The organism is Stenotrophomonas sp. AR029, from assembly GCF_047520695.2.
GTDB classification, from domain to species: domain Bacteria; phylum Pseudomonadota; class Gammaproteobacteria; order Xanthomonadales; family Xanthomonadaceae; genus Stenotrophomonas; species Stenotrophomonas sepilia.
This window is the reverse complement of sequence record NZ_JAXBQQ020000002.1, coordinates 80,286-92,026: the sequence shown is the minus strand read 5'-3', so window position 1 is coordinate 92,026 and position 11,741 is coordinate 80,286. Positions and strand designations below refer to the sequence as shown.

Annotated in this window: 10 protein-coding genes; 7 read left to right on the top strand and 3 right to left on the bottom strand. The window is 66.8% G+C overall.

The features are described 5' to 3' along the window. Nucleotides 1–281: 281 nt before the first annotated feature. From ACM0PB_RS06865 to ACM0PB_RS06855, 3 genes are all read right to left on the bottom strand, one after another. The gene (locus ACM0PB_RS06865; protein ID WP_005409292.1) at nt 282–1,490 is read right to left on the bottom strand and encodes an acetyl-CoA C-acyltransferase; all 1,209 of its coding nucleotides are present in this window, start codon (nt 1,488–1,490) and stop codon (nt 282–284) included. Between the two features lie 69 nt (nt 1,491–1,559). After that, nucleotides 1,560–3,932: a 3-hydroxyacyl-CoA dehydrogenase/enoyl-CoA hydratase family protein gene (locus tag ACM0PB_RS06860; protein ID WP_414604920.1), complete on the bottom strand. Its 2,373-nt coding sequence runs from the start codon at nt 3,930–3,932 to the stop codon at nt 1,560–1,562. A 39-nt stretch (nt 3,933–3,971) separates the two neighbouring features. Continuing rightward, a complete protein-coding gene (locus ACM0PB_RS06855) occupies nt 3,972–4,625 on the bottom strand; it encodes a TetR/AcrR family transcriptional regulator (RefSeq protein WP_005409294.1) in 654 nt (217 codons plus the stop codon). A gap of 369 nt (nt 4,626–4,994) precedes the next feature. Here ACM0PB_RS06855 and ndk point away from each other — a divergent pair, with 369 nt between their 5' ends. The 7 genes from ndk (at nt 4,995) to der (ending at nt 11,624) form a co-directional block, all read left to right on the top strand. Next, nucleotides 4,995–5,420: a nucleoside-diphosphate kinase gene (gene ndk / locus ACM0PB_RS06850; protein ID WP_005409295.1), complete on the top strand. Its 426-nt coding sequence runs from the start codon at nt 4,995–4,997 to the stop codon at nt 5,418–5,420. A gap of 10 nt (nt 5,421–5,430) precedes the next feature. Beyond that, on the top strand, nt 5,431–6,636 hold the full coding sequence (rlmN, locus tag ACM0PB_RS06845) for a dual-specificity RNA methyltransferase RlmN (protein WP_005409296.1): 1,206 nt from the start codon (nt 5,431–5,433) through the stop codon (nt 6,634–6,636). Beyond that, nucleotides 6,623–7,408, top strand: coding sequence for a type IV pilus biogenesis/stability protein PilW (gene pilW / locus ACM0PB_RS06840; RefSeq protein WP_111201352.1), 786 nt, complete (start codon nt 6,623–6,625; stop codon nt 7,406–7,408). Before rlmN ends, pilW begins: the two co-directional genes overlap by 14 nt. A gap of 18 nt (nt 7,409–7,426) precedes the next feature. Then, nucleotides 7,427–8,296 (top strand): RodZ domain-containing protein, encoded by an 870-nt coding sequence (locus ACM0PB_RS06835; protein ID WP_088496168.1) that lies wholly within the window; start codon nt 7,427–7,429, stop codon nt 8,294–8,296. Nucleotides 8,297–8,361: 65 nt separating this feature from the next. After that, a complete protein-coding gene (locus ACM0PB_RS06830) occupies nt 8,362–9,000 on the top strand; it encodes a YfgM family protein (protein ID WP_014036903.1) in 639 nt (212 codons plus the stop codon). Further along, a complete protein-coding gene (gene bamB, locus ACM0PB_RS06825) occupies nt 9,000–10,208 on the top strand; it encodes an outer membrane protein assembly factor BamB (RefSeq protein WP_005416243.1) in 1,209 nt (402 codons plus the stop codon). Before ACM0PB_RS06830 ends, bamB begins: the two co-directional genes overlap by 1 nt. Nucleotides 10,209–10,226: 18 nt before the next feature. Further along, nucleotides 10,227–11,624 (top strand): ribosome biogenesis GTPase Der, encoded by a 1,398-nt coding sequence (gene der, locus ACM0PB_RS06820; protein ID WP_005413118.1) that lies wholly within the window; start codon nt 10,227–10,229, stop codon nt 11,622–11,624. Nucleotides 11,625–11,741: the final 117 nt, after the last annotated feature.

The window sequence follows — 11,741 nt, the reverse complement described above, 5'->3', positions numbered from 1 at the left end:
GAAGCAAAGCAAAAAAGGCAGCCAATGGCTGCCTTTTTTGCTTGTTGGGGTCAGATCCCCGTGCGCAGCAAAGGGCTCTGACCCCGGCTCTTGCCTTGCCTTTGCTCACCCTTCCGCCGAGCGCAATGCCGGGTGGCGCGGGTGGGTGAGGCTGACCGGGACTGTCAGCGGCATGGATGCCGCTGCCACGCCCCCAGGGACGGGTTTACGGCGTGTCCCGGGCAGCCTCACCCACCCGGGCCCCACAGCCAACCAACAATCAGCCGGCAACGCTTTGAACCTTACAGCGCCTCGAAAATACCCGCCGCACCCATGCCGGTGCCGATGCACATCGTCACCATGCCGTACTTCTGCTGGCGACGACGCAGGCCGTGCAGCAGGGTCGCGGTACGGATCGCGCCGGTCGCGCCCAGCGGATGGCCCAGGGCGATCGCGCCGCCCAGCGGGTTGACCTTGCTCGGGTCCAGGCCGCAATCGCGGATCACTGCCAGCGACTGCGCGGCGAAGGCTTCGTTCAGTTCAATCCAGTCCAGCTGGTCCTGGGTCAGGCCGGCCTGCTTCAGGGCCTTCGGGATCGCGGCGATCGGGCCGATGCCCATCACTTCCGGGCGCACGCCGGCCACCGAGAAGCTGACGAAACGGGCCAGCGGGGTCAGGCCGTAGTCCTTGATCGCCTGCTCCGAGGCCAGCAGCACGGCACCGGCGCCATCGCTCATCTGCGACGAGTTGCCGGCGGTGACGGTGCCGCCGAACTGGCCGTTGCGGAACACCGGGCGCAGCTTGGCCAGGCCTTCAGCGGAGGAGTCCGGGCGCGGGCCCTCGTCGGTGTCGGCGATCTTGTTGCGGGTGATGATGCGCTGGCCGTCGGCCAGGTCCGGCAGGTGCGAGACGATCTCGTACGGGCTGATTTCGTCCTTGAACTCGCCGTTCTGGATCGCGGCCATGGCCTTCTGGTGCGAGGCCAGGGCGAACGCGTCCTGGTCTTCGCGCGAGACCTTCCACTCTTCGGCCACCTTCTCGGCGGTGATGCCCATGCCGTAGGCGATGGCGACGTGGTCGTTGTCGAACACGCTCGGTGCCATGGCGATCTTGTTGCCCATCATCGGCACCATCGACATCGACTCGGTACCGCCGGCCAGCATCAGGTCGGCGTTGCCCAGGCGGATCGCATCGGCGGCCTGCGCCACGGCCTGCAGGCCGGAGGAGCAGAAGCGGTTCACGGTCTGCGCGGCGATGGTGTTCGGCAGGCCGGCCAGCAGCACGCCGATGCGCGCCACGTTCATGCCCTGCTCGGCTTCCGGCATGGCGCAGCCGATGATGGCGTCATCGATGCGGTTGACGTCCACGCCCGGGGCCTGGGCGACGACGCTGCGCAGCACGTGCGCAAGCATGTCGTCGGGGCGGGTGTTGCGGAACATGCCCTTGGGCGCCTTGCCCACCGGGGTACGGGTGGCGGCGACGATGTAGGCGTCCTGGATTTGCTTGGTCATTGCAGTGATCTCTTGAATAGGGTTTGGAAGAGGTTGCCGGCCAGCGGCCGGCACTACCGATGTCTTCCGTCAGTTCCGCAGCGGCTTGCCGGTCTTCAGCATGTGCGCGATGCGGGCCTGGGTCTTTTCCTGCTGGGCCAGTTCGACGAAGTGCTTGCGCTCCAGGGTCAGCAGCCACTCTTCGTCCACCAGGGTGCCGCGGTCGACCTTGCCGCCGCACAGCACGGTGGCGATGCGCTCGGCGATCTCGTAGTCGTACGGGCTGATGAAGCGGCCTTCCAGCATGTTGACCAGCATCATCTTGAAGGTGGCGATACCCACGTCACCGGCCACCTGGATGCGGCGTGCCGGCAGCGGCGGACGGTAGCCCGCTTCGGCCAGGGCGCGAGCTTCGGCCTTGGCGATGTGCAGCGCTTCGTAGCTGTTGAACACCACCTTGTCGGTGCTGCGCAGCAGGCCCAGTTCCTTGGCGTTGACCGCCGAGTTGGACACCTTGGCCATCGCTACGGTCTCGAAGGTCTTCTTCAGTTCGGCGAATACATCACCGCCCGGGCCTGCGGCCTGCGAGGCGCGCACGGCCAGTTCCTTCAGGCCACCGCCGGCCGGCAGCAGGCCGACGCCGGCCTCGACCAGGCCGATGTAGCTTTCCAGGAAGGCCACGGTCTTGGCGCTGTGCATCTGGAACTCGCAGCCACCACCCAGCGCCAGGCCACGCACGGCGGCCACCACCGGCACCAGCGAGTACTTGATGCGCTGGCTGGTGCGCTGGAAGTTGGCAACCATTTCTTCGAACTGGTCGACCTTGCCGGCCTGCAGCAGGCCCAGTGCACCGGCCAGATCGGCACCGGCAGAGAAGGGCTCCTTCTGCTGCCAGATCACCAGGCCCTGGAAGTCCTTCTCGGCGCGGCTGACGCATTCCTGCAGGCCGTCCAGCACCTGGTCGGACACGGTGTTCATCTTGGTCTTGAAGCTGACCACGGCGATGCCATCACCGTCGTGCCACATGCGCAGGCCGTCGTTCTCGAACACGGTTTCGCCCGGCGCGAACTGTTCGCCCAACAGCGGATCCGGGAAGCGCTGGCGCTGGTACACCGGCAGCGACGAACGCGGCAGCTTGGCGTTGCGCGACGGGCTGTAGCTGCCCTCGGCGGCGTGCACGCCATCGCGGCCATCGAACACCCAGTCCGGCAGCGGTGCGTTGCTCATGCTCTTGCCGGCCACGATGTCATCGGCGATCCACTGCGCGACCTGCTTCCAGCCGGCGGCCTGCCAGGTCTCGAACGGGCCCAGCGACCAGCCGTAGCCCCAGCGGATGGCCAGGTCGACGTCGCGCGCGGTCTCGGCGATGTCGGCCAGGTGGTAGGCGCTGTAGTGGAACAGCTCACGGAAAGTCGCCCACAGGAACTGCGCCTGCGGGTGCTGGCTCTCGCGCAGCTTGGCGAACTTCTCGGCCGGGTTCCTGATCTTCAGGATCTCGACCACTTCCGGGGCGGCGGTGCGGTCGGCCGGGCGGTAGTCCTGCTTCTCCAGGTCCAGCACGACGATGTCCTTGCCGACCTTGCGGAAGATGCCGGCGCCGGTCTTCTGGCCCAGTGCGCCCTTGGCAATCAGCGCGTCCAGCCACTTCGGCGACTTGAAGAATTCATGCCACGGGTCATTCGGCAGGGTGTCGCCCATGGTCTTGATGACGTGGGCCATGGTGTCCAGGCCGACCACGTCGGAGGTGCGATAGGTCGCCGACTTCGGGCGACCGACCAGCGGGCCGGTCAGGCCGTCCACTTCATCGAAGCCCAGGCCGAACTGCTGGGTGTGGTGGATGGTGGACAGGATCGAGAACACGCCGATGCGGTTGCCGATGAAGTTCGGGGTGTCCTTGGCGTACACCACGCCCTTGCCCAGGGTGGTGACCAGGAAGGCTTCCAGGCCTTCCAGCACGGCGGCATCGGTGGTGGTGGCCGGAATCAGCTCGGCCAGGTGCATGTAGCGCGGCGGGTTGAAGAAGTGCACGCCGCAGAAGCGGTGGCGCAGCTGTTCGGGCAGCACGTCGGCCAGCTTGTTGATGCCCAGGCCCGAGGTGTTGGAGGCCAGCACCGCGTGGTCGGCCACGAACGGCGCAATCTTCTTGTACAGGTCCTGCTTCCAGTCCATGCGCTCGGCGATGGCCTCGATGATCAGGTCGCAGTCCTTCAGCTGCTCCAGGCCGGACTCGTAGTTGGCCGGGGTGATGGCTTCGGCCAGCGACTTGCTGGCCAGCGGCGCCGGGCTCAGCTTGCCCAGGTTGGCGATCGCCTTCAGCACGATGCCGTCGGCCGGACCTTCCTTGGCAGGCAGGTCGAACAGCACGGTGTCGACGCCGGCGTTGGTGAGGTGGGCGGCGATCTGGGCACCCATGACGCCGGCACCCAGCACGGCGGCGCGGCGGACTAGCAGGGAATTGGACATGGTGTAGGGCCTTTGTTGGTCAGCAGTTACTGGGTGGAATCAAAGGGAAGCGGGCAGGGCGCTGGCGCGTGCGGCGGCGCGGAACCCGGCTTCGGCGAAATGGATCAGTTCGTGGGCGGCATGGGCACGATGCGCCGCTTCGGTGACACCGGCGGGACGCTTGATCAGCCCGAAATCGGCCATGGCATAGGTGAGCGAGCCGGCCAGGAAGTCGAGGCGCCAGTACAGTTCCTCCTTGCTCAGGTCCGGCACGCACTCGCCGATGGCCTTGCCGAACGCACGCAGCACGTGGCCGTAGTGGTCGGACAGGAACTTGCGCAGGTTGTCGTTCTTCTCGGCGTAGGCGCGGGCGATCACGCGCACGAAGGCGCCGCCGTTCTGGCGGTCCTGGGCCAGCGCCAGCGCCGGCTCGACGAAGGCGGCCAGCACCGGGCGCAGTTCGCCCGGGTGCTCGGCGCGGGCACGTTCGAGCTGTGACAGGCGGGCGCCGGTCATCTCGTCCATGCGGCGGCGGAACACCTCGTTGACCAGGTTTTCCTTGGAGCCGAAGTGGTAGTTGACCGCAGCGATGTTGACATCGGCCTGGCTGGTCACCTGGCGCAGCGAGGTGCCGGCGAAGCCGTGCTGGGCGAACAGCTCCTCGGCCGCGCCGAGGATCCGGTCCTTGGTCGAGAAGTGGGCGGGTTTGGCCATCGGCGGGCGGACCTTAATCAAACGATTGTTTGATACTAGGACCAGACGGTAGCGTATGGCATTTTGCAGTGCAGCAAAACTGCCCGGGCCGGTCAGATTTCACTCAGGTGGGTGAATGCGATGGGGTGGGGTCGGATCCCCGAATGGGGCTCCGACCCCAACGGTGGGCCCCGGAATGGGTCAGAGCCCCTGCGGGAATCCGACCCTTGGCCCGCGACGGGGTTGCCGGCCAGCGGCCGGCACTACCATGCCGCGGCTTTATCTTTTACAATTCGCCTACGTTTATCAGGCTAAGCCCGCGTCCCGACGCGGGTTTTTTTCATGTTACCCTTCGGGCCATCAGCGGCCCGATTCCATTGGAGACATCCCATGGCGCTGGAGCGCACCCTTTCGATCATCAAGCCGGACGCCGTTGCCAAGAACGTCATCGGCGAAATCTACGCCCGCTTCGAGAAGGCCGGCCTGAAGGTCGTGGCCGCCAAGTACAAGCAGCTGTCCCGTCGTGAAGCCGAAGGCTTCTACGCCGTGCACCGCGAGCGTCCGTTCTTCAACGCGCTGGTCGAGTTCATGATCTCCGGCCCGGTGATGATCCAGGCCCTGGAAGGCGAGAACGCCGTCCTGGCCCACCGCGACCTGCTGGGCGCCACCAACCCGAAGGAAGCCGCGCCGGGCACCATCCGCGCCGACTTCGCCGAATCCATCGATGCCAACGCCGCCCACGGCTCGGACTCGGTCGAGAATGCCGCGATTGAGATCGCCTACTTCTTCGCCGCCACCGAAGTCGTCTCGCGCTGAGAGTAATGCCGTGAACGAGGTCGTACAGTCCCCCGCCATCCAGCCGCTGCCGAAGTCGGCACCCACGGCTGGCAAGCAGAACCTGCTCGACCTTGATCGCGCGGGCCTGGAGAAGTTTTTCGTCGAGGTTCTCGGCGAAAAGAAGTTCCGTGCCCATCAGGTGATGAAGTGGATCCACCATCGCTACGTCACCGATTTCGATGAAATGACCGACCTCGGCAAGGTCCTGCGCGCCAAGCTGCAGGCCCATGCCGAGGTGCTGGTTCCCAACATCGTGTTCGACAAGCCCTCCGCCGACGGCACCCACAAGTGGCTGCTGGCAATGGGCGTGGATGGCAAGAACGCCATCGAGACCGTGTACATCCCGGACAAGACCCGCGGCACGCTGTGCGTGTCCTCGCAGGTCGGTTGCGGCCTGAACTGCACGTTCTGCTCCACCGCTACCCAGGGCTTCAACCGCAACCTGACCACCGCCGAGATCATCGGCCAGGTGTGGGTTGCCGCACGCCACCTGGGCAACGTGCCGCACCAGATGCGCCGCCTCACCAACGTGGTGATGATGGGCATGGGCGAGCCGCTGATGAACTTCGACAACGTCGTGCGCGCCATGAGCGTGATGCGCGACGACCTGGGCTACGGCCTGGCCAACAAGCGCGTGACCCTGTCGACCTCTGGCCTGGTGCCGCAGATCGACCGCCTGTCTGCCGAAAGCGACGTGTCGCTGGCGGTGTCGCTGCATGCGCCGAACGACGCGCTGCGCGAGACGCTGGTGCCGCTCAACAAGAAGTACCCGATCGCCGAGCTGATGGCCTCGTGTGCACGCTACCTGCGCGCCAACAAGCGCCGCGAGTCGGTCACCTTTGAATACACCCTGATGAAGGGGATCAACGACAAGCCCGAGCATGCCCGGGAGCTGGCCCGCCTGATGCGCCAGTTCGACAACGCGGTGCAGGCCAAGGATTCGGGCAAGGTCAACCTGATCCCGTTCAACCCGTTCCCGGGCACCCGCTACGAGCGTTCGGAAGAAGCGCACATCCGTGCCTTCCAGAAGATCCTGCTCGACAGCAACGTGCTGACCATGGTCCGCCGCACCCGTGGCGACGACATCGACGCCGCCTGTGGCCAGCTCAAGGGCCAGGTGATGGACCGCACCCGCCGCCAGGCGGAGTTCAACAAGACGCTGCAGGCGGGGAAGGGGAGCGATGCCGCGGCCTGACCGCCTCTGGCTGGTTCTGTTCGCAGGCATGCTGGCCGTTGCGGTCGGCGGCTGCAAATCCCATCCCAAGGCCAAGCTTGGGCCGAGCCAGGCGCCGGTCTATTCGGTGGCTGACCCGGAAAGCGTGCGGCGCGAAGTGCGCTGGCGCGACCTGTTGACTCTGGCGACCCGCGACCTGCAGGTCGGCAATCTCGACGCCGCCGAGCGCAAGGTGCGCGAAGCGCTGAAGCTGGCGCCCGAGGCGCCCGATGCGCTGGTGCTGCAGGCCGGCATCGATGACCGTCGTGGCCGCACCCGCCAGGCGGGCGAGAATTTCCGCAAGGCCGCCGAGCTGGCGCCGCAGCGCGGGGACGTGCTCAACAACTACGGTGCCTGGTTGTGCCAGCAGGGCCAGCCGGCCGAATCGCTGGTCTGGTTCGACCGGGCGCTGCAGGCGCCGGGCTATGCCACCCCGGGCGAAGCGCAGGCCAATGCCGGCAGTTGCGCACTGGACGCTGGGCAGCTCGAACGTGCCGAGCGCGACCTGCGCGCGGCACTCGTCGCGGCGCCGGCCAACCCGGTTGCGCTGGAGTCGATGGCCCAGCTGAGCTTCCGCCAGGGCCGCTACATGGAGGCCCGGGCGTTCGCCGAACGTAGGATTGCGGCTGCACCCGCAACGCGTTCCGTGTTACAACTTGCGTCTCAAATCGAAGCGAGGCTGGGCGATCGGGCGGCATCTGATCGCTATCTGCAGCGGATTCGACAGGAATTTCCGCAGGATGCGGGCTCCTAACTCCAGGGTTGATGCATTGTGATTGATGACCAGACTGTGAGCGCTCTCGAGACTGCGGCCGGCTGCGGCACCCGCCTGCGCCAGGCCCGTGAAGCGGCCGGACTGACCCTCGAAGATGTCGGCTCGCGCCTGCGCATGCCGGTCCAGGTGGTCAAGTCCCTGGAAGAGGAACAATGGCAGAAGCTGGGGGCGCCGGTGTTCGTGCGCGGCCAGCTGCGCAGCTATGCGCGCCTGCTCGACGTGGACGTGGGCGAGCTGCTGGAACAGGCCCAGGTCGGCCCGGTGGTTCCGCCCACCCTGGTCAGCCATACCCATACCCCGCGTGCGCGCCGCATTGCCGAGAACCTCGGCCGGCGCGCGCTGTATGTGGGCATCACCGCCGTGCTGGCGGTGCCGGTGTGGTTCGCCACCCGTGGCCACTTCGACGGCAGCGCGACCCCGTCGCCGAGCACCGCCTCGCTGGACGTGATCCCGGCCGCCGTGCCGGTCACGCCGTCCGCAGCCGGTAGCGAGACGGCCGCCCCGGCCGAAGCGGCCATGGCCCCGGCCAGCAAGCCGGCGGCCACCCCTTACGTCGCCTCGCTGGCCCCGGTGCCGCGCCCGGCGCCGGCCCCGGCTGCCGGCAATGCGCTGGAAATGCAGTTCAGCGGCGACAGCTGGGTCGACATCGGCGGCCCGGACGGCAGCACCGTCGAGAAGGCACTGATCAAGTCCGGCGAGACCCGCAGCTTCACGCCGGGCCAGGTGACCCGGGTGACCCTGGGCAACGCCTCGGCGGTCCAGGTTCAGCAGAACGGCGCTATCGTCGATCTGACCCCCTACCAGCGAGCCAACGTGGCACGCTTTCAGGTATCCTCTGAAGGCTCCGTAGTCCCGGTTTCGCACTGAGGCGCGGTTTCACCACCTTCGATTAAACCCAATGGTCCCTCCCGACGGGCGGGGCGAGAGTACGCATGGCGATCGACGATCTGCTCGACGAGCACGAACAAAGTGAACGCGTCCGCAGCTGGCTGCGGAAGAATGGCGCCAGCATCCTCGGTGGCGTAGTCATCGCCATCGGTGCCATTGCTGGCTGGCAGTGGTACCAGAAGGAGCAGGGCAGCAAGCTGGCCTCGGCCAATGTCGAGTACCAGAAGGCCCTGCAGGGCCTGCAGCAGAACAAGCTCGACGACGCCGCCAAGGCGGTCAAGGCGCTCGAAGCCGGTCCGTCCAGCATCTACGGCGACCTCGCGGCGCTGCAGCTGGCCAAGGCCCAGGTCGACGCCGGCAAGAACGAAGAGGCACTGGCCACCCTGCGCAACGTGAAGGTCGAAGGCGACCTGCAGCGCGTGGTCGACCAGCGTGTGGCCCGCCTGCTGGTGGCCACCGGCAAGAGCGACGAGGCCATCAAGCTGCTGGGCAGCGCCACCGACAGCAGCAGCCTGGAAATCCATGGCGATGCGCTGATGGCGCAGGGCAAGCGTGACGACGCCCGCGTACAGTACGAGAAGGCGCTGAAGACGCTGGACGTGGCAGCGCCGCAGCGGCGCCTGCTGGAAACCAAGGTTATGGACGCCGGCGGCACCGTTGCCGCCCCTGCGGAGTCGGTTTGATGAGTCAGAAGGTCATGATCACCCGCGTCGCCACCGTGCTCCTGATGGGCATGGCCCTGACCGGCTGCGGCACCATGAAGGGCTGGTTCGCTGGCAAGGACGCGGCGGCGAAGAAGGCACAGGAACCGGCTGAGCTGGTCAAGTTCGAGCCGACCGTGAAGGTCAGCAAGATCTGGTCGGTCAACCTCGGCAAGGGCGAGCGTCGCATCGGTGTGCGCCAGGGCCCGGCGGTGGCCAACGGCCACGTGTTCGCTGCGGCGATCACCGGTGGCGTGCACGCCATCGACCTGCAGACCGGCAAGAAGGTCTGGACCTGGGAGCCGAAGAAGGAAAAGAAGAAGGCCAAGCTGCGCCTGTCCGGCGGCCCGGGTGTCGGTGAGAACCTGGTCGTGATCGGCACGCTGGATGGCCAGGTCATCGCGCTGGACATCAACGACGGCAGCGAGAAGTGGCGCGCCCGTGTTCCGGGTGAAGTCATCGCCGCGCCGGCCGTTGCCCAGGGCATGGTCTACGTGCGCAGCAACGACGGTCGTGTGACCGCCTTCGATGTCGGCAACGGCACCCAGAAGTGGTTCAACCCCAGCGAGCTGCCGGCGCTGACCGTGCGCGGCAACGCGCCGGTGGTGACCGGCCCGGGCGTGTTGTTCATCGGCAAGGACGAGGGCGCGGTTGCGGCCCTGGCCCAGCAGGATGGCCGCACGCTGTGGGAACAGAACCTCGGCAACGGCGAAGGCCGCACCGAGCTGGAGCGCATGGCGGACGTCGACGGCGCACCGGTGCTCGATGGCAACACCCTGTACGTGAGCAGCTTCAAGAACCAGACCATGGCCATCGAAGGCCCGACCGGTCGCCCGCTGTGGGCGCGCGACCATGGCGGCGCAGGTGGCGTGGCGGTGTCGTCGGGCAATGTGTTCGTGACCGACAACAAGGGCGGCGTGTTCGGCCTGGACAAGGCCAGCGGCGCAGCCATGTGGTCGCAGACGGCACTGGCCCGTCGCTCCCTGACCGGCCCGGCACTGCACGGCGACTACGTCGTGGTCGGTGACTACAAGGGATACGTGCACTGGTTGCAGGCCTCCGATGGTGCGATGGCGGCACGGGCAAAAAGTGGCGGCGACGCCCTGCTGGCCCAGCCGGTCGTCGTAGACGGTGTGCTGCTGGTGCAGAACGTGGATGGCAAGCTGACCGCCTTCCGGTTGGCAAACTAAAAAATTGGAGTAATCGCGATGCTGCCTCTGGTCGCCCTGGTTGGACGGCCGAATGTCGGCAAGTCGACTATTTTCAATGCGCTTACGCGCACCCGTGACGCGCTGGTCCACGACCAGCCCGGCGTCACCCGCGACCGCAACTACGGTGTCTGCCGCCTCGACGAGGACAACCATTTCCTCGTCGTGGATACCGGTGGTATCGCCGGGGAAGACGAAGGCCTGGCCGGCGCCACCACGCGCCAGGCCCGTGCGGCCGCGGCCGAAGCCGACCTGATCCTGTTCGTCGTCGATGCCCGCGAGGGCACCTCGGCGCTGGACGACGAGATCCTGGCCTGGCTGCGCAAGCTGTCGCGCCCGACGCTGCTGCTGATCAACAAGATCGACGGCACCGACGAGGACAGCGTGCGTTCCGAGTTCGCCCGTTATGGCTTCGGCGAGATGCTGACCGTCTCGGCCGCGCATCGCCAGGGCCTGGACGACCTGCTGGACGAAGTGATCCAGCGCCTGCCGGAAGAAGGCAGCGGCGAAGAGCTGGACAACGACCCGAACCGCATCCGCATCGCCTTCGTCGGCCGCCCGAACGTGGGCAAGTCGACCCTGGTCAATCGCATCCTCGGCGAGGAGCGCATGATCGCCTCCGACGTGCCGGGTACCACCCGCGACTCGATCGCGGTGGACCTGGAGCGCGACGGCCGTGAGTACCGCCTGATCGACACCGCCGGCCTGCGCCGTCGTTCGCGCGTGGATGAGGTCGTCGAGAAGTTCTCGGTGGTCAAGACCATGCAGTCGATCGAGCAGTGCCAGGTGGCCGTGCTGATGCTCGACGCCACCGAAGGCGTGACCGACCAGGACGCCACCGTGCTCGGTGCCGTGCTCGACGCCGGCCGCGCGCTGGTGATCGCCATCAACAAGTGGGATGGCCTGACCGAGTACCAGCGCGAGCAGGCGGAAACCATGCTGTCGCTGAAGCTGGGCTTCGTGCCGTGGGCCGAGTCGGTGCGCATCTCGGCCAAGCATGGTTCGGGGCTGCGTGAGCTGTTCCGCGCGGTGCACCGCGCGCACGAATCGGCGAACAAGACCTTCACCACCAGCGAAGTGAACAAGGCGCTGGAAGTGGCCTACGAGACCAACCCGCCGCCGACCATTCGCGGCCACGTCTCCAAGCTGCGCTACGTGCACCCGGCCGGTTCCAACCCGCCGACCTTCATCGTGCACGGTACGCGCCTGAAGGAACTGCAGGAGTCGTACAAGCGCTACCTGGAGAACTTCTTCCGCAAGCGCTTCAAGCTGATCGGCACGCCGGTGAGCTTCATCTTCCGCGAGGGTACCAACCCGTACGAGGGCAAGAAGAACGTCCTCACCGAGCGGCAGGTCAAGGCCAAGCGGCGCTTGATGAAGCACGTCAAGGGCAAGTGATTCACAAAAAGGCGGCCGCAGGGCCGCCTTTTTTGTTCGCGCCCCTACCGGTAGTGCCGGCCGCTGGCCGGCAACCTCGGGTCGTCCGGTGCGTTCATGGCCGGCATGGCCATGAAC